Annotated in this window: 18 protein-coding genes; 9 read left to right on the plus strand and 9 right to left on the minus strand. The window is 66.1% G+C overall.

Features of this window, described 5'->3' with window-relative positions; translation table 11 throughout:
• The first annotated feature begins 66 nt into the window (after positions 1–66).
• Positions 67–1914, plus strand: a complete 1848-nt coding sequence (locus tag ACZIYR_RS16200; RefSeq protein WP_483527415.1) for a sensor domain-containing diguanylate cyclase — start codon at positions 67–69, stop codon at positions 1912–1914.
• Positions 1915–1920: 6 nt separating this feature from the next.
• Here ACZIYR_RS16200 and ACZIYR_RS16205 read toward each other — a convergent pair whose 3' ends face one another.
• The 3 genes from ACZIYR_RS16205 to aceK all read right to left on the minus strand — a co-directional run bounded on the left by ACZIYR_RS16205 (position 1921) and on the right by aceK (position 5530).
• Positions 1921–2697, minus strand: a complete 777-nt coding sequence (locus tag ACZIYR_RS16205; protein ID WP_473034795.1) for a tRNA-uridine aminocarboxypropyltransferase — start codon at positions 2695–2697, stop codon at positions 1921–1923.
• A 320-nt stretch (positions 2698–3017) separates the two neighbouring features.
• Positions 3018–3752, minus strand: a complete 735-nt coding sequence (locus ACZIYR_RS16210; protein ID WP_483527416.1) for an SIR2 family NAD-dependent protein deacylase — start codon at positions 3750–3752, stop codon at positions 3018–3020.
• A gap of 32 nt (positions 3753–3784) precedes the next feature.
• Positions 3785–5530, minus strand: coding sequence for a bifunctional isocitrate dehydrogenase kinase/phosphatase (aceK, locus tag ACZIYR_RS16215; RefSeq protein ID WP_483527417.1), 1746 nt, complete (start codon positions 5528–5530; stop codon positions 3785–3787).
• Positions 5531–5789: 259 nt separating this feature from the next.
• On the opposite strand from aceK, the gene ACZIYR_RS16220 reads away from it, so the two are divergent.
• Together ACZIYR_RS16220 and ACZIYR_RS16225 are read left to right on the plus strand one after the other, a co-directional pair.
• Positions 5790–6953, plus strand: coding sequence for a glycosyltransferase family 4 protein (locus ACZIYR_RS16220; protein WP_483527418.1), 1164 nt, complete (start codon positions 5790–5792; stop codon positions 6951–6953).
• Positions 6925–7461: a phosphatase PAP2 family protein gene (locus tag ACZIYR_RS16225; protein WP_473034798.1), complete on the plus strand. Its 537-nt coding sequence runs from the start codon at positions 6925–6927 to the stop codon at positions 7459–7461. Before ACZIYR_RS16220 ends, ACZIYR_RS16225 begins: the two co-directional genes overlap by 29 nt.
• Positions 7462–7661: 200 nt before the next feature.
• Here the strand turns inward: ACZIYR_RS16225 and ACZIYR_RS16230 are convergent, their stop codons facing one another.
• Positions 7662–8630, minus strand: a complete 969-nt coding sequence (locus ACZIYR_RS16230) for a porin (protein WP_483529097.1) — start codon at positions 8628–8630, stop codon at positions 7662–7664.
• Between the two features lie 270 nt (positions 8631–8900).
• Between ACZIYR_RS16230 and phnD the strand changes: the two genes are divergently transcribed.
• The 3 genes from phnD to phnE are packed head-to-tail and all read left to right on the plus strand — an operon-like array spanning position 8901 to position 11327.
• The gene (gene phnD / locus ACZIYR_RS16235) at positions 8901–9755 is read left to right on the plus strand and encodes a phosphate/phosphite/phosphonate ABC transporter substrate-binding protein (protein ID WP_473034800.1); all 855 of its coding nucleotides are present in this window, start codon (positions 8901–8903) and stop codon (positions 9753–9755) included.
• A gap of 11 nt (positions 9756–9766) precedes the next feature.
• Positions 9767–10570: a phosphonate ABC transporter ATP-binding protein gene (gene phnC, locus ACZIYR_RS16240; protein WP_473034801.1), complete on the plus strand. Its 804-nt coding sequence runs from the start codon at positions 9767–9769 to the stop codon at positions 10568–10570.
• Positions 10527–11327 (plus strand): phosphonate ABC transporter, permease protein PhnE, encoded by an 801-nt coding sequence (gene phnE, locus ACZIYR_RS16245; RefSeq protein ID WP_483527419.1) that lies wholly within the window; start codon positions 10527–10529, stop codon positions 11325–11327. The genes phnC and phnE overlap by 44 nt, the downstream gene beginning before the upstream one ends.
• Positions 11328–11422: 95 nt before the next feature.
• Here phnE and ACZIYR_RS16250 read toward each other — a convergent pair whose 3' ends face one another.
• Positions 11423–11731, minus strand: coding sequence for a hypothetical protein (locus ACZIYR_RS16250; protein WP_473034805.1), 309 nt, complete (start codon positions 11729–11731; stop codon positions 11423–11425).
• 245 nt (positions 11732–11976) lie between these two features.
• Between ACZIYR_RS16250 and ACZIYR_RS16255 the strand changes: the two genes are divergently transcribed.
• On the plus strand, positions 11977–13836 hold the full coding sequence (locus ACZIYR_RS16255; RefSeq protein WP_483527420.1) for a PHA/PHB synthase family protein: 1860 nt from the start codon (positions 11977–11979) through the stop codon (positions 13834–13836).
• Between the two features lie 93 nt (positions 13837–13929).
• Positions 13930–14670: a dienelactone hydrolase family protein gene (locus ACZIYR_RS16260; protein WP_483527421.1), complete on the plus strand. Its 741-nt coding sequence runs from the start codon at positions 13930–13932 to the stop codon at positions 14668–14670.
• A 30-nt stretch (positions 14671–14700) separates the two neighbouring features.
• Here ACZIYR_RS16260 and ACZIYR_RS16265 read toward each other — a convergent pair whose 3' ends face one another.
• Positions 14701–15072 carry a DUF2306 domain-containing protein gene (locus tag ACZIYR_RS16265; protein ID WP_483527422.1) on the minus strand — a complete coding sequence of 124 codons (372 nt, stop codon included), beginning with the start codon at positions 15070–15072 and terminating at the stop codon, positions 14701–14703.
• Positions 15073–15212: 140 nt separating this feature from the next.
• Between ACZIYR_RS16265 and ACZIYR_RS16270 the strand changes: the two genes are divergently transcribed.
• Positions 15213–15743 (plus strand): PadR family transcriptional regulator, encoded by a 531-nt coding sequence (locus tag ACZIYR_RS16270; protein WP_483527423.1) that lies wholly within the window; start codon positions 15213–15215, stop codon positions 15741–15743.
• 40 nt (positions 15744–15783) lie between these two features.
• Here ACZIYR_RS16270 and ACZIYR_RS16275 read toward each other — a convergent pair whose 3' ends face one another.
• The 3 genes from ACZIYR_RS16275 to ACZIYR_RS16285 all read right to left on the minus strand — a co-directional run bounded on the left by ACZIYR_RS16275 (position 15784) and on the right by ACZIYR_RS16285 (position 17779).
• Entirely contained in the window at positions 15784–16767 is a 984-nt protein-coding gene (locus ACZIYR_RS16275) for an alpha/beta fold hydrolase (RefSeq protein ID WP_483527424.1), read from the minus strand.
• Positions 16768–16847: 80 nt separating this feature from the next.
• Positions 16848–17201 carry a hypothetical protein gene (locus tag ACZIYR_RS16280; protein ID WP_483527425.1) on the minus strand — a complete coding sequence of 118 codons (354 nt, stop codon included), beginning with the start codon at positions 17199–17201 and terminating at the stop codon, positions 16848–16850.
• Positions 17198–17779 (minus strand): hypothetical protein, encoded by a 582-nt coding sequence (locus tag ACZIYR_RS16285; protein WP_483527426.1) that lies wholly within the window; start codon positions 17777–17779, stop codon positions 17198–17200. The genes ACZIYR_RS16280 and ACZIYR_RS16285 overlap by 4 nt, the downstream gene beginning before the upstream one ends.
• Positions 17780–17849 lie beyond the last annotated feature (70 nt).

The following is a 17849-nucleotide window of genomic DNA, read 5'->3' on the forward strand; positions in this document are numbered from 1 at the left end:
GCAGCTCAGGCATCGGCGTCCCCAGGGGCAACCCGACCTACCGGATCCCGAGCCAAGGAAACCGCCATGGACTCGCTGGGAACGGATCTCGAAGCGAGCGACTACCGAATCGCATTGAAGCGCGACGCCCGCACCATTCAGCCCTGCGGTTGCCTCGTCACCGTCGATCGACAGTGGCGGCGCGTACGCATGGCCAGTGCCAACCTGGAGGACTTTTTTTCACTGACTGTCGATGCAGCCCTCACCCATTCTCCTCAGCGGCTGCTCGGCAAAGGCTTGATCCATGAGTTGCAGCAAGACCTCGCGCCATGTCCCGCTAATCGAAACCGATATGCCATTCGACGATTGAGTTCTTCCGAGCGCTCCCTGCTGGTGGCCGCTCATGCCACACCGTCCGGTGCCACCCTCGAGATCGAACCATGCGACGGCCTGCATGACGATCTGGCTTACCAAGCGATGGCCTGGGGAGATCGAATTGCCGAATGCGACGACGAGGACGCACTGCTTGACCTGCTGCTACGCGCTGTTCGCGAGCTCAGCGGGCACGATCACGCGTCTGCTCATCCCTTAGCCCCGGCATCCGCCCCATCAGCAGACAGCTCGCTATATCTGTGCATGGTTGCCGACACTCAGGCCGCCCCGATTCCTCTTGTTGGCACCCCTCCAGCGAGCCACGCCCTGCCATCCAGCGAGCTGCAGGCCTTGGCAACCCCAGAGGCCCAGCGGCTGCGACAAGAGGGGATTCACTCCATGCTGTCGATCTCATTCAACGAGGCCGCCACGCCACAGTGGGGAACACTGATTAGCCACAGCAATGTGCCGCGTCATCTCCCCTCACCGTTGCGTCGACTGCTCCGGCTGATCACGAGAACCGCCCTGCAACGTCTCCATCTATTGGAGGCCCGCCACAGCCTGCAGCGCAGGCAGCGCTTCCTGGACGCCTATCCTCAGGTCACCAGTGGAGGTCAGCAGCACCCGCCGATTCGGACTCTGCGCGCAGCCAGCAAGACGTGGCTGAATGACTTCCGAGCATGCGGTATGCTCCTTATCCATGGCAATCAAATCAATGGCGTCGGAACACATCCTGACAAAACGATGCTGTGCAAGATCATGCCGTTCCTGAAGACGCATGCCCAAGAGCAGCCTTGGGCAAGCCATGAGCTCACCCAGCTCCCTCTCGCCGAACTCCCTCAAGCCAATCGGATTGGCGGTCTGCTCGCCGTTGCCCTGGACAGCGGCGGTGCCAATGACTGGCTGCTGCTATTCCGTCCGGCAGTCAGCCCTAACGGACACAGCCGACCATGGAGCCACTACGACCGACAGCACGCACGGGATCTGGCTCGACTACTATCGGCCGATATTACCGCCCGGAAAGCGAGAAAGCTCAGCCTCAAGTTGCAGGAGCACAATGCCACGCTCATGCAGCTAGCGCATACCGATCCCGTCACCCAGATTGCCAACCGACATCATATTGAGCAGATCCTCGATGCCGAACTGCTGGTCAGTGAGAAAGATCACACGCCTTGCTCGTTGTTGCTCTTCGATATCGACCACTTCAAACGTATCAATGACACCCATGGCCACAACGCTGGCGACAAAATCCTCAGGCGGCTCGCGTCTGAAGTCCAGGCTCGACTGCGCACGACCGACCATCTCGGCCGTTGGGGGGGCGAAGAGTTTCTGATCATCGCTTCCGGATCCAAGCTGGAAGCGGCTGTTGAGTTGGCCAACCGACTGTGTCACGAGATACCCTCCCTCTCCATTCCCCCCGTGGAACGGCTGTCCGTGAGCATTGGCGTCACACGCTGGGAGCCTGGCGATACGCCCAGAAGTATTGTTCGACGTGCAGATCTCGCCATGTACGAAGCCAAAGATGCCGGACGTGGCTGTGTTCGCGTGGTAACCACCCAGTAGCATTGCTCAGCCCTGTGATTGCCGCGCCAGCAGGCGCTGCATCGCCACCGTGGGCGTTTCGATCTTCTCGAAGCGCCGACTGGCGGCGTAGCTGTCGTTGAAGGCATCGAAGTAGTCGTCGAGCACGCCGGCGGCATCGGCATCGCCCGACTGGCGCAGCAGCTCGGCGGCCACCTCGGCGGTGCACAGGTGGGCCGCGGAAGCCGGCTTGCGCAGCCGGTAACGGGTCAGCCGCTCGGTGGCCAGCGGCAGCACCGGTAGCGCCTCGAGGTAGGGGCTCTTGCGGAAGATGCGCCGCGCCTGGCGCCAGGTGCCGTCGAGCAGAATGAACACCGGGGTTCGGGCCCGCTCCTTGGCGCTGGCCACCGCCTCGATCCCCACCACCCGGTCGGCATAGTCGGGCTGGTCGTCGGGGAAGATCACGAAGGGGGCGTAGCGCTCATCTTCCAGCAGCGCCAGCAGCCGCTCATCCGGGGCCGTGCGGTACCAGGTGAACACCTCGGTGTCGGGCAGCACGTCGCGGATCAGCCGCCCGGTATTGGTCGGCTTGTGGTGCTCCAGGGGGTGGGTCAGCAGCCACACCCGCGCCTCGCTGGCGGCGCGGGCCCGGTAGGGGCAGAGGCAGTTGAGCTCGGGCAGGTTGCACCCTTGGCAGCGCACCACGAAACTGCCGCGGGCCTTGAACTCACGGCGCGGCGGGCGGGGATGACCGGTAGCGGGATCACGCGAAAGCCCGGTAGCGGGAGGCTCGGCGAGGGCATCCGGGGAGTAGCGATCGGACATGGGGTCACGCTTCGTCTCGACAGGGGGCGGCATTCTACCATGCCTGACCACCGGGCCGGAGCTGAGCGGGCCTGTCCCCAGGGCAGCCGCACGACAAGAATGACTCTCGTCAAGGGTGATTCTTACCGTGGGAGGCCGCTTCAGCGGGCGAAGCAGCGCGCAGCGCTGCCAAAGAATGGGCGCCTGACGGCGCCTTCGCGCGGCAAAGCCGCCCTCCCACCTGCCACCCCTTGCCAATCAGAAGCCACCCGATGAGAAAACATTGCATCATGCGATCACCCTGGCCTACCCCCCGGAGTAAGCCACAAGCGGCTCATCCACTATCCCAGCACCACCTCCGGCACCCAGAGCCGTCCCGCGCGCTTCCAGTGGCGCACCAGCTGCGGCACGCCCTTGCCGGCGGGCCGGGCCAGCCGAACCACGCCCGGCGGCGCCAGCGATTCGGCGTCGGGGTCGACCAGCAGGCAGGGCGTCTCCATGGGGGCGTGATCGAGCAGCGAGGCGGCCGGCATCACGGCAAGCGAGGTGCCCACCACCAGCAGCAGGTCCGCCTCGGCGACGATCTCGCAGGCGTCACCGAAGTGCGGCACGCTCTCGCCGAACCACACCACATCGGGCCTGAGCTGGCTGCCCTTGTCGCAGATATCGCCCAGCGCAATGCCGCCGCGCGGCAGCGGATACTGCATGCGGCGGTCCACCGTGGAGCGCGCCTTGAGGATCTCGCCGTGCAGGTGCAGCACGTTGCGCGAGCCGGCCCGCTCGTGCAGGTCATCGATGTTCTGGGTGACGATACTGACCCGAAAGCCCTGCTTCTCCAGGGCGGCCAGGGCCTTGTGGGCCGCATTGGGGCGGGCGCGACGCACCTGGTCGCGCCGCCGGTTGTAGAATTGCAGCACCCGCTCCGGGTCGCGCCGCCACGCCTCGGGCGTGGCGACCTCCTCGATGGGGTGGTCGGCCCACAGGCCGTCGCTGGCCCGAAAGGTCTGAATCCCGCTCTCGGCGCTGATGCCGGAACCGCTCAGCACCACCAGATGGGGGCGCGCTGGCTCGCCCATGCACTGCCTCCTGACCCATTGCCCCGCCGGCTTCAATAGACCAGGCCGTTGGTCTCGTTGCCGGCGAAGCGCTGCTTGTTGCGATAGGGGTAGACATCGATCACGCGCCCGTCGCGAATGGCCTGCTGCAGCCCCTTCCAGTAGTCGGCGTCGAGCAGCTCCGGATGCAGCTCATAGAAGAGCTTGCGCAAGCGTATGTCGGCAAACAGGAAGGGGCCGAACTCCTCGGGGAAAATATCATTGGGCCCCACCGAATACCAAGGCTCGTCGGCGAGCTCCTGCTCCGGGTACATGGGCTCGGGGATATGGCGGAAGTTGCACTCGGTGAGGTAGCAGACCTCATCGTAGTCGTAGAAGATCACCCGCCCGTGACGGGTCACCCCGAAGTTCTTCAGCAGCATGTCGCCGGGGAAGATATTGGCCGCCGCCATCTGCTTGATGGCGTTGCCGTAGTCCTTGATCACCGCGCGGGTCTCGGCCTCGTCGCACTGCTCCAGGTAGAGGTTGAGCGGGGTCATCATGCGCTCGGTGTAGCAGTGCTTGATGATCACCTTGTCGCCCTTGAGCCGCACCGTGGAAGGCGCCACCGCCAGCAGGTGCTCCAGGCACTCCGGCGAGAAGTGATCCTTGCGGGCGATGAAGTTGGAGAACTCCTGGGTATCGGCCATGCGCCCGACCCGGTCGTGGCGCTTGACCAGCCGATACTTCTCGCGCACGTTCTCGCGGCTCATCTCCTTGGTGGGGTCGAAGCGGTCCTTGATGATCTTGAACACCGTGCGAAAGGAGGGCAACACGAACACCGCCATCACCATGCCGCGCACACCGGGGGCAATGATGAACTGGTCCTCGCGCTTGGCCACCTGCCGGTTCAACGCCCGAAAGAACTCGGTCTTGCCGTGCTTGAAGAAGCCGATCGACGCATAGAGTTCGCCCTCCGGCTTGTCAGGCATCAGCTCCTGCAGGTAGTCGACGAACTCCCCGGGCACCTGCACTTCGACCTGAAAGTAGGCGCGGGTGAAGGAAAAGATGATCGACACTTCGTCGGGCTCGATCAGTACCGTGTCCAGGTGCAGCCCCTGGCCCTCGTCGTGGAGCACCGGCAGCACCAGCGGCACCTGCTCGCCGCCGCCGCGGATGCGCCCCACGAGATAGGCGCCCTTGTTACGGTAGAAAACGCTCTTGAGCAGCTCGACCTCGGCATCGCCGGCCTCGAGAATCGCCGCCGGCAGGTGACCGCACAGGAAGTCGCTGCCCAACCGCGCGTCGCGCTGAAGATCGTCAAAAGGGGTCTCGAAGGGGGCCTCGGCCAGCGCCCAGCGAATGGCCGCCTCCCAGTCGCCGTTGACCGTGAAGCGACGGCAGCGCTCGATCCCCGAGTGGTGGGCGGCGGCATCCCGTGAGCTGTAGACGAACATCCAGTCGTTGCGGATATGCCGGTGGTGAAAGATCGAGCAGAACAGCGAGTTGAAATAGGTCTCGGCCAGCTCGTAGTCCAGGCGCTGACTGATCAGTTCGGCGTAGTGGTTCTTCGCCTCCCGCCAGCACTCGCAATGAGTCAGCTCCTCGTCGGAGAAGGTCCGCTGCAGCCGGCCCAGGGTCTCCCCCACCTTCTGTTCGTAGAGGTTAATGCGCTCCGCCGAGGCCTGCTGCGCCTCCCGCCAAGCGGCATCGCGGAAACGCCGGCTGGCATCGGCGGTGATCTCCTTGAAGCGCGAGCGGTATTCGTCGAAGCCATGCAGGATAGTGGCAGCAAGGCGATAGGCGGGCGAAAGCTTCATGACGGACTCCGGGCAGCGTGAAGGCACAGCTTCGCGAATTACGAGGCGCTTGGCGAGCCGACCATGGTGAGACGTGCTGTAGCGAAATGACAAGTGCCGCCACGCCGAGCGCCTTGGGCGGTGCAGCCTAACCGCCTCGGTCATAGCGAGCCCTGTCATGATTTGTTCATGGCAGCGTCTCGCCAGCGTCATCGCCTGGGCTCAGTCTGCAATGAGCCATCCCGCTCGATCGAGCCATTGAGCATACGACGAGGAGCCCATGCGCATCTGTCTGGTCAGCGAGACCTGGTCGCCCGACATCAACGGCGTGGCCCATACCCTGAGCCAGCTCAGCCGTGAGCTGATGTCGCGCGGTACGAGGCTGCAGCTGGTGCGCCTGCGACCACGCCACCATCTGGCCCTCCGGCGAGAACCCGGGATGCAAACCGAACTCCAGGTGCCCGGCGTATCGCTGCCCGGCTACCGCGAGGTCCGGTTCGGGCTGCCGGTCACCCGCCGCCTCCAGCGCCTGTGGCGCGAGCAGCGTCCCGATGTGATCTACCTGGCCACCCAGGGACCGCTCGGCTGGTCGGCCAGGCGGGCGGCCAGACACCTGTCGATTCCCGTTGTCGCGGGCTGGCACACCAACTTCGATCACTACTGCCAAGACTATCGCGTCCCCTGGCTAACGCCCGTCATGCGCGCCGCGCTGCGACACTTCCACAACGGCTGTGCGGCCACGCTGGTCCCCACTCACCGACAGGCCGCCGCGTTGAGCGCAAGCGGCTTTCAACGCCTGGCGGTGATGGGCCGAGGCATCGACGGCCAGCGTTTCTCGCCCGCCCACCGCGACCCTCTCCTGCGACAGCAGTGGGGGGTGGATGCACACTGCCCCGTGGCGCTCTACGTGGGTCGCCTGGCCAGCGAAAAGAACCTCGCCCTGCTGCAAGAGAGCTTAATCGCCATGCGCCAGGCGCGGCCCGACATGGCCGCGGTGATCGTCGGCGACGGCCCCGGGCGCCAGGCGTTGGAAAAGGCCCTCCCCGAGGCGCACTTCACCGGCTTTCTGACGCCGGAGGCGCTGGCCCGCCACTATGCCAGCGCCGATATTTTCGTCTTCCCCTCACTCTCCGAAACCTGGGGCAACGTGGTGCCGGAGGCCATGGCCAGCGGCCTGGCGGTGCTCGCCTATCGCCACGCTGCCGCGGCCGAACTGATCGACAACGACATCAACGGCATGACCTTGCCCCCCGGCGATGCCGAAGGCTTCTGCCAGACCGCCGCCGACCTCTGCCAGCACCCGGCCCGCTGCGCGCGCCTGGGCCGAGCCGCCCGCAACCGGGCCCTCGACTGCCGCTGGCCCGCCATTGCCGATCAATTCCTGTCAGTCCTCGCGCGCGCCAGGGAGGTCCCCCATGCCAGCACGCACCCCTGCAGTATTTGACCGACTCGACCTGCTGGAGTGGCGGCTCTGCCGCCGCTTCGCCGGACTCAGCGCAAACCGCCCCTGGCTGGCCACTTTGCGGCTGGCCAGCAAGCTCGGCGACTGGCCCGCCTGGGTGGTCCTGATCGCGGCACAGCCCTGGCTCCACGGCCGAGACGGTATGCCCCTCCTGCTTCAGTACACGGCAACGGCGCTGGTGGCCCTCCTGGTCTACCGGCTGATCAAGACACGACTGTGCCGCGAGCGCCCCTTTATCACCTTCGGCATTCGCTGCGGCGAACCGGCTCGGGATCGCTACAGCTTTCCCAGCGGCCATACCATGCATGCGGTGATGTTCTGTGTGCTGACGGCGAGCCATGCGCCCTGGCTGCTGCCCCTGCTGGTGCCGCTGACGCTGCTGATCGCCCTCTCCCGCGTCGGCCTGGGGCTGCACTACATCAGCGATGTCATTGCCGGCGCGCTGATCGGTGCCGCCTTCGCCCAGCTCAGCCTCAGGCTGCTGGGCTGAAACTCGCCAGTCTGCCAAGCCTTCTTACCGCCCCCAGCCCACTCGAGATCGAGAGCGCTGGCTCTGAAGTGCCCTCGATTCCTGCACCGCTAAATGCCAAAAAGCCGGTGGCTTTTCAGCGCACCGGCAAGTGTAACGATCGAAACAGACACTAGAGGGTCGCCGGGCAGGGTCACACTGCCAGGCACCCCGAGACAGCCTCAGAAATGATACCGCGCACCCAGAATGTAATAGGCATCATCGTTGGCGTCGCCGTCTCTCGCTTCTTCATCCATGAACTCGACGAAGAAGTCGAGACTGCTGGAGAGTCGATAGTGCGCGGCAGCCACCCAGATATCTCGACTGCCTGACTGGGCTTCTTCATCCTTGTTGTAGTAGTCGGCATGAAAGCGCCACTGACCGGTGGAGAAGGTGCCACCCAAGCCGATAGTGTCGAAATTATCATCCTGCGTTTCGTAGCCGATACGGGCAGAGAAGGCATCGTTGAAGGCGAAGGAAGCGGTAGCCCCGTAAAGCACTTCTCCGGCCCCACCAGCGACGCCATCCTTGTCATCCACATAGCCCAGGGCAATGCCGAACGGCCCTGTTTCATAGCTCACGCCGCCTTGGGTGACTATCTCGGACGACTCCCCGGGAGCCGCATCGTTGCTGCTGTAGTGCTTGGCTGAGATAAAGGCCTTGAAGCCTTCCAGGTTCGGTGTGATGTAGCCCAGGGAGTCGCCGCGCGCCTGAAGACCGCCACCGCCGATTTCAAACCCCTTGTTGATGTAAACATCGAAGGGTGCGGCCACCAGGTCACTGTAAAAACTGTCATAGTTGCCGGCGATCAGGGTGCCGAAAGTAGCGCTTTCCACCCCCAGGTAGCTGTTGCGCACTTCGCTGAAGCCCGACGACTGGTCACGCTCATCACCATTGAAGCGCCACTGCACCCGCGCAAAACCACGCAGATCATCATTGATCACGCTACTGCCGGTCAGCTGCAGGCGAGAGCCCACGTTAACGAACTCACTACCATTATCCTCTGCATTACCACCGGACTCTACGCCCATGGCGATGCGACCATAGAGATCGAGGCTGGTGCCATCCTGATCATAAACCTTAGCCGCATGGGCCGCAGAAGATGCCAGCAAGACGCTGGCGATGGCACTGGAAATGAGAGATTTCTTCATCATCATAAATTCCCTTGGACGAACGATCATGTAGACGATTGGCGTTAGTAGAGGCACCGCAAAAGGCACCCTATTCTTGTTCTTTGGCCTCGATCATAACGGCCCAAAATGTCAGTTATGTGCCAATCTCATGTCGATACACTGATTCGTCATCATCCCCCAGCCGGCGTCACTAAACGGTCATGATCGTGAAGCCCCTCTGTCACATCACCTTGGCAAGGTTGGCAACCGCTAACGCAGTTATTCACACCGCTTGCCAAGAGGTTCTCCATGATCAAGTCGATGCTGCCCCTGACCATTGCCGCCGCGCTCTTCGCTACTGGCCAGGCCCAGGCCGCCGAGTCCTGCCCCTCCACCCTGCGCTTTGCCGATACCGGTATTGAAGGCACAGAAGAACTTCAGCGCGCCTTCAATGAATTTGTCGAGGAAGTTGAGTCGCGCTTAGGTGTCGAGGTGGAGTTCTTCCCAGTGGGCAACCGCACTACCGCCATCAACGCCCTGCGCTTCGAGCAGGTCGACATCGTGCTGGCCGGTCCTTCGGAGTACGTGCTGATGGCCGAGCGCGTCGAGGGCATCCAGCCGATCAGCGCCATCGTACGCCCGGAGTACTACTCGGTGTTCATCGCCTCCACCGACAGCGACATCGAGACCCTGGAGGATCTGCGTGGCAAGCACGTGGCCATGAAGGACCACGGTTCCACCACCGGCCATATCATGCCCAGCTACATGCTGCACCAGGCCGGCCTGGACATTGACCGCGACCTGCAGATCACCCTGCTCGACGGTGCCCGCATGCAGGCCTTGGCTTCTGGCGAGGTGGACGCCGTGGGTACCGGCGTGCGCGACTTCGCGCCTTTCGTTGCCCAGCACGGCGAGGAGAACTACCGCATCATCGAGCGCGGCCAGGACATGCCGGGCGACCCGATGGTGGCCGGCCCGCATATCGCCGCGGATTGCGTGAGCGAGATCCAGGAGGCCTTCATGGCCGACCCGGAGGGCCTGCTGCAGGCAATTCTCGCCCCGGGCGAGCGTGACAAGTATATCGGCGCCGAGATGGTTCGCGTGAATGACGCCGAGTACGACGTGGTGCGCGACTCCTACGCCCTGCTGGGCCTCAGCGACTAAGTGTGAGCTGTATGCAATTGACCGTAAGCGACCTAACCAAGATCTACCCGGACGGCACCCGCGCCCTGGGCGGGCTGTCGTTCGAGGTGGCTCCCGGGGAGGGCGTTGTGATCCTTGGGCACAACGGCTGCGGCAAGTCGACGCTGATGAAGTGCCTGACCGGTCTCGAGCGCCCCACCACGGGGCGCCTGGTACTGGACGGCCTCGACCTTGCCCGCGCCTCCCGCCGCGAGCTGCGTCCGCTGCGCCAGCGTATCGGCTGCGTCTTCCAGAAATTCAACATGGTCGGCAACCTCTCGGTGCTGCAGAACGTCCTGTTCGGCCTGATGGGCCGCCGCGGGATCCTGGCCAGCCATGCCCTGACCGCCAGCCGCGAATCGAGACGGGACGCCATGCAGGCACTTGAGCGGGTGGGCCTCGCCCACCTGGCGCCGCGCCGCACCGACACCCTCTCCGGCGGCCAGCAGCAGCGCGTGGCCATCGCTCGCATGCTGATGCAGGACGCCGAGATCGTGCTGGCCGACGAGCCAGTGGCGAGTCTCGACCCCCGTGCGGGCCGCGAGGTGATGGAGCTGCTCTGGTCGGTGGTGCGCGAGCGCGGCATGACCGTGCTCTGCGTGCTGCACCAGATCGACCTGGCTCGGGAGTTCGGCGAGCGGCTGATCGGCCTGCACGGCGGTCAGCTTGCCTTCGACCGCCCCACCGCCGAGATCGGCGACGCCGACATCACGGCCCTCTACCAGACCGTCACACCACAGGAGGCCGCTACCGATGAGCGATTCATCGCCGCACCGCGACGCCCCGCCCAGGCTTGAACGGCCCTCCCCCATCGCCTTCATCTTGCTGCTGGCCTTCGCGGCCTTCTTCATCAGCGGCTTTACCAGCGCCGATATCCATCCGGACCGGCTGCTGCGCGGCGTCGCGAATCTGGGCACCTTCTTCGGCGAGGCGATGCCGCCCAACTTCGCCCGCTGGGACGTCATCGCCGTCGCCATGCTGGAAACCTTCCAGATGGCCATCGTCGGCGTGGTGTTCGGGGTGATCCTGAGCCTGCCCATGGCCCTGCTGTGTGCCCGTAACACCAGTCCGCACCCCCTCGTTCGGGTCATCGCTCGCAACGTGGTGGCGACGCTACGTACCGTGCCCGACCTGGTGTGGGCGCTGATCTTCGTGGTCGCCGTGGGGCTGGGTCCATTAGCGGGCATTCTCGCCATCATCATGGATACCATCGGCTTCTGCGCGCGCTTTTTCTCCGAGCGCATCGAGGAGGTGGACCCCGGCCCCGGCCAGGCCCTAGCCGCCACCGGCGCCTCGCGTAGCGGGGTGGTGTGCGGTGCCATCATCCCCGAGTGCACGCCCTCCTTCGTGGCGACCAGCCTCTTTTCGGTGGAGAAGGCGGTGCGCAGCGCCGTGGTACTGGGCCTGGTGGGCGCCGGCGGCATCGGCGTGGAGCTCTCCGCGGCCATGAACCTGTTCCGCTACGACCAGGCCCTCACCGTGATCCTTGCCATCCTGGTGGTGGTGATCGGCGTCGAGCAGGTCAGCGCCTGGATTCGCAAGCGGGTGATTTGAGTAGATCGGCTCTCTCCGGCTCCACCGGCGTGGGCATGGCGATGAGCGCCGCGGCGGTCTTCACCACCACGGCGCAGCGAGTGGCGCCAGCCGCCTTACTCCACCACGCGGTAGATCTCCCAGCGGGTGGAGCCGCTGACCACCAGGGGCTCGATCGCCTTGCCCCACTCCCGGTGGTCGTCACGCTCGGCGAGCTTGTCCCACTGGGCGCTCAGGGTGGCCATGTCCGCCACCCGGAGATCCACCGCCACCACCGACTCGGCGGCGCCCACGCTGCCGGTGGTGATGGTGTAGTCGGTCTGGCCTATGTCGCGGCCGATGGTGGACCACCACTCCTGGGTCTTCGCCAGCAGCTCCTGCTTGTGCCCGAAGCGGGCCTGACAGTACCAGCGTGCAATGATCATGACATCCTCCCGTGCTCTGCAGGTTGCGAATCGCCGGAGCTCACCCCGGCGAGCGCAAGGACGCAGCCGGCATCGGGATTGTTCCCGCCTCCTGCCTCCCCGGCCAAGGGCGTACGGTTGCGTCTCCCCCAGGCCCTACGATACTGAGACGGAAGGCGGCGGCAGATGGGGCGGCGCATCGGCCTGCCTTCGAGCCGTGGCCGGAGACCGCCGCCATCGCGTCGCACTCACCAGGGAGCAACGCCATGGGTGACCCAAAACCGTCGTCAGCGAAGTCAGGCGACCAGCCAACGCCACCCCAGGAGACGCCATCCGACGAGCTGGCAAAGCGCTATGGCGAGGCCCTCGCGCGATTGTCGACCGGATCGTCCCAGGCCTGGCAGGGCTGGCTCGAGCGCCAGGCGCGCGGGGACTTCTTCACCCTGCCCGACCCGGCGGTCGCGGCCAAGGCCATGACCCGCCTGAGCCAGCAGTTCCTCTTGCAGCCACAGCGCGCCCTGGAGGTCCAGCGGCAGCTCTGGCAGGGCTACACGACGCTGTGGCATAACACCACGCAGCGCCTGCTCGGCGAAGCGCCGTCATCGGCCCTCGAGCCCACCCCGCGAGACAGGCGCTTCAAGGGCAAGGGCTGGGAGGAGAACCTCTACTTCGACATGCTCCGCCAGGCCTACCAGCTGACCGCCGAGCAGTGGTTGAAGGGGGTGCATGAGGTCACCGAGGAGCTGGACCACGACGAGCGGGTGAAGGTCGAGTTCTATGCCCAACAGCTGATGGATGCCCTCGCCCCCAGCAACTTCGCCACCACCAATCCGGAGGTGATCGAGGCCACGCTGCGCACCGGCGGCGCCAACCTGCTGCAGGGCATGGCCAACCTGATGGAGGACCTGGCCCGGGGCGAGGGGCTGCTGCGCATCAAGCAGAGCGATTCGGCCGGGCTGGAGCTGGGCAAGAACATTGCGGCGACCCCGGGCAAGGTCATCTACCAGAATGAGTTGATGCAGCTCATCCAATATGCGCCGACCACCGAGACGGTCGACCGCCGGCCGCTGCTGATCGTCCCGCCCTGGATCAACAAGTTCTACATCCTGGACCTGACGGCGCAGCGCTCCTTCATCCGCTGGGCCGTCGAACAGGGCATGACGGTGTTCGTCATCGCCTGGGTCAATCCGGACGAACGCTATGCCGAGGTGGCCTTCGACGACTACCTCACCCAGGGCACCCTCAAGGCCATGGACGTGGTGGCCGAGGTCACCGGCGAGGAGACGCTCAACACCATCGGCTACTGCATCGGCGGCACCCTGCTGGCCAGCACCCTGGCGCATCAGGCCGCCCGGGGCGATGAGCGGGTGCACAGTGCCACCTTCTTCACCACCCTGCTCGACTTCAGCGAGGTGGGGCCGCTGGAGGTGTTCATCGACGAGGAGCAGATCCGCTATATCGAGCAGCACATGGCCCAACGCGGCTACCTGGAGGGCACGCATCTCTCCAACGCCTTCAACCTGCTGCAGTCCGCCGACCTGATCTGGGGCTTCGTGATCAACAACTACCTGCTCGGCCGGGAGCCCCAGGCCTTCGATCTGCTCTACTGGAATTCCGACTCCACCCGCATGCCGCGGCGCATGCAGAGCTTCTACCTGCGCAACATGTACCTGGAGAACCGCCTCGCCGAACCCGGGGGCATCACCCTGGCGGGGGAAGCCATCGACCTGAGCAAGGTGCGCATCCCGACGTTCTTCGTGGCGACCGAGAAGGATCACATCGCGCCCTGGCAGTCTAGCTACCGCGGCGCGCACCTACTGGGCGGGCGACCCCGCTTCCTGCTCGGCGGCTCCGGCCATATCGCTGGGGTCATCAACCCCGCCGGCTCGCCGAAGTATGGCTACCGGACCTATGGCCACCTGCCGAAAGAACCCGAGCGCTGGCTGGCCTCGGCCACCCACCATGCGGGCTCCTGGTGGCCGGAGTGGCGCGGCTGGATCGTGCGCCACGCCGGTGGCCAGGTGCCCGCCCGCGAGCCCGGAGGTGGGCGCTACCCCCCCATTGAGGAGGCGCCAGGTTCCTATGTCCGGGTGCGGGTCGACGACGTGGGTGCCTCCGGCGGGTGAGACGCCGGAGGCGCTTGCCCCGATACAGCGGCCCAGAAGCAGTACACTGCTTCTGGGCAAGATCCCTCCCCATCGACACTTCGGAGCCCGCTCATGTCTCGCGCTATCGACATTCCCGCCGCCGACGGCACCATAGACGCCCATATCGTCACGCCCGGGAGCGCCGAAGGTCCACTGCCGGCCGTGCTGCTGTTCACCGATATCGGCGGCCTGCGCCCCTGCTTTCACGAGAAGGCCCAGCGGATAGCCGACAACGGCTACGCCGTGTTGATGCCCAACGTCTACTATCGCGATGCGCGCGGTCCCGTCGTGCCGGAGGGCAAGTCCTTCCGCGATCCGGACGTGCGTCCGACGCTGTTCGCGTATGCCGGCCGGCTGACCCCCGAGGCGCAATCCCGCGATTTCGCCGCCCTCCTCGGCTGCCTCGATCGCGAGGCCGAGTTCGCGCGCGGCAAGCTCGGCGTGGTCGGCTACTGTATGACCGGGGCCTTCGCGCTGCGCCTGGCGGCCGAACACCCCGACCGCGTCGCCGCCGCGGCCGGCTTTCACTCGGCCCGGCTGGCGGGCGCCGATGATCCGGAGAGTCCGGTCCATCTGGTCGGCACCATCGAGGGGCGCGTCTATCTCGGCCACGCCGACCGGGATGAGCTGCTGCCGCCCGAGCAGATCGCCCGCCTGGACGAGGCGCTGGCCAGGGCCGGCGTGCACTTCACCACGGAGCTCTACAAGGGAGCGGCCCACGGCTTCACGGCCAAGGACGCGCCCTCCTACAACGCCACCGCCGACGCCCTGCATCACAAGCGGCTCGCCCTGCTCCTGGAAGAGACGCTGTAACGAACGCAGGGGCGTCCCTCACATTGAGGCTCACCACCAGCCGAGCTGGGTCGCCACCCAGCGCCCCGGGGCCAGGGTGCCGATAAAGGCGCCCACCAGCCCGAGATAGGCCCCGCGCATCCAGGCGCGGTGCTGCGCCACCCGGCCCCTGAGGATGGCGAGCACGGCCACGCTCAGCGCCACCAGCATCCACAGCGAGAGCAGGTGGATGGGGCCGAAATGCCCCACCAGCGGCAGCACGCCACCGCCCAGCCAGAAGGAGCTCAGCGCCGAGAGGGCCATGGCCAGTACCCAGACGCCGCCCATCAGCCGGTGAGGGATGGTCCCCTTGGGCGCGAGCAGCAGAACGGCCCCGAGCCCCAGGGCCAGGAAGGACGCATAGAGATGTAGGGTGAACGCCATGGCAGCCTCCGATCGCCAGGCGCCGGCCGGCTGGCCAGCGCCTCGCTCACAATGCAACTTGTTGCATAAGACTAGCCTCCACCCGCAGGCTATGCAACCATGTGCATATCAAAATCACCTAACCCCATCGACTCCCGCCCATGTCACTACGCGCCGTCCTCCTGATCACCCTCCAGCGCGAGCCGGGCACCGGCTACGACGTTCTCCAGCGCTTCAAGGCCGGGCTCGCCCACGTCTGGCAGGCCAGCCACCAACAGCTCTACCGGGAGCTGGACCGCATGCGCGGCGACGGCCTGCTCGAGTGCGAGACGGTCCCCCAGGCCGAGCGCCCCGACCGCAAGGTCTACCGGCTGACCGAGACGGGCCGGCAGGCACTGGACGCCTGGCTTGCCGAGCCCCTGGCCGCCAGCCCCGTGCGCCAGCCGCTGTTCGCCAAGTTCTTCGCCTGGGAGCGCTGGCCCGAACCCGCCCGCCGCGAGGAGCTTGCCGCCCTGCGCGAGCAGCTCCGCGAGCGCCTGGAGACTTACGCCGCCATCGAGCGGGAGTGGTTCAGCGACCCGGAGGCCCTGACACCCGCCCAGCGCGCGCCCTGGCACACCCTGCGGCTGGGGCAGCGGCTTACCGAGACCTGGCTGGCGTGGATCGAGGAGGTGCTGGAGGAAGGGGAGTGAGGGCGATCACGCCGACACTCGAGGGGGCGGGCGTAGTCGGTCACTGCCTCGCCCCATGCGTCCGAAGAAAGTCGGCCATTGCGCTCATCACCTCGGCGTGATGCCCGACCCACAGATGCCCGCCGTGCGAATAGCCGATGAAGCGGGCATTGGGAATCTGTTCCGCGCTGTAGCGTGCCGCGTCATAGGTGCCGAACAGATCATCCTCCAGGCTGATGATCAGCGTCGGGGCGTCGATACGCTCCAGCGCGTAGCGCGGCTGCGTCGAGATGACCGCCGCATCATTGAGCATCCCCTCCCGGCGCGGGCTCACGGGCAGGATGCGCTCCATCATCCTCGCCACCCGAGCCTGTTCGTCGGCACTGGCGGCCTCCACCACCTCCGGTGGGGTGGCGAGGATCGCGCGCAGTACCGTGTCGCGGGCGATCCTGGGAGCCAGCCAGAACAAAAAGTCCCAGCGCAGCGCTGTCTCGAACAGCAAGTCGGTGCCACGCGGCGTCACCAGCGGCGGGGCGCCGCCGGGCCGGGGCACATAGGCGGCGGGAACCAGCAGCACCAGCGCCGCGGTGCGCTCCGGGTGGCGCAGCGCGAACTGCAGCGATGACGGCGCCCCGGCGGAGGCACCGACGATCCCGGCGCGTGGAATCTCCAGCGCATCCAGCAGACAGGCGTGGGCATCCGCCTGGGCGGCGGCGGAGGCATCCGAGGGAAGCGGGGTGCGCAGGTAGCCGAATCGCGACATGGCGATGAGCCGCAGGCCCTCCCCAGCCAGCGGCTCGAGCGCCCCGAGGCCCTGATCAAAGCCCCCACCGGCGCCGTGCACCGCCAGCACGGGCAGTCCCTCACCGGCGACGGCGTACTCGATCGACCCGCAGGGCGTCTCGACGACCTGACTGCCGACGGCGACGCGCTCCCGCGCCTGGCGGATATCGCGCTGGTAGAGGGCCGTAACGACCACCAGCGAGGCGATCAGCAGCAGGCCAATCAGGATCACCGCCACGCGCCCGACGCCCATTCCTCCCATCTGCTTCCTCCCGTCGACGCCTCCAGCCGGTTCGGCTGCCATTGTCCTGCGTTGTCACTCTTCCGAGTGTAGGCGCCGCCTCAGAAGCGCGTTACATAGCCGGCCTGCTGGCAGGCTTCGCGTGGGCGGTGCACCGCCAGGGCCCGTGGCGACACTTGGCGCCACTGCCATTCGAGGCCAAACACCGAGAGGCTGATCATGCCGGTCTCGCAGTTGACCAGCACGTCGATCACATGGCCGCGCTTGACGAAGCCCTCCGGGCCGCGATCGAGCCGGCCCCAGTCGATGGGCTCGCCGGTGTAGCCGGTATAGGGGGGCTCGTAGCCACCCCGCGTCTCGTCGAAGCTGCGGATGTCGGCGATCACCCCCAGTGCGATCACCACCAGCAGCAGCGCACCGAACAGCGCCAGGGCCTTGAGCATCAGAACCTTCATGCGCTCGCCCTCCCGATCGATGGCATGTCGTCATCGACCAGCGTGTTGGCGACGCTGCGTCGGGGGCTTGGCCGCGCCGACGATTCGGCCACTCCCACCCGGAAGGCGAAGGTCGGGCGCCGCCGTTCCCCGGGCAGCAGCGCCGCCAGCTCACGCCTGGCAGCCGGCGCAATGCCCAGCTCCGCCACCTGGACCAGCCCATCGTGGGGCGGTTCGAGCGATAAGTCGCCGGACGCTACGGCGAGCGAAGCCGCATAGCCGTTCGGCCCCGCGGCCTGCAGCATGTTTTCCAGGGCGCAGCCCAGCCCCAGATACATCTCGCGCCGGTAGGGATCGAAGCTGCCGAGATGGCGGCTCCGGTCCGCATAGAGAACGATGCGCTCCTCGCTGATCTCGAACGCCCAGGGCTGGGTATTGTGGGGATTGGCAGCGAGGATTCCCGCCTTGACCAGCGCCAGGGGCGTGCCGTCGGCTTCCCGCCAGTCATGCCAGGGCGTGTAGGCATCTCCCTGCACGCCGCGGAACACACTCTGATCCGTGGCCCGCCAGACGCCGCCGCCCACCTGCAAGAGGGTCACCGCCCCCGCCCCGCCCCGCCCAGAGACTGTCGTCTGTTCATCGTCTCGACCTCCTCTCGCCACTCGTGTC

The organism is Billgrantia sp. NRB1 (assembly GCF_056921725.1).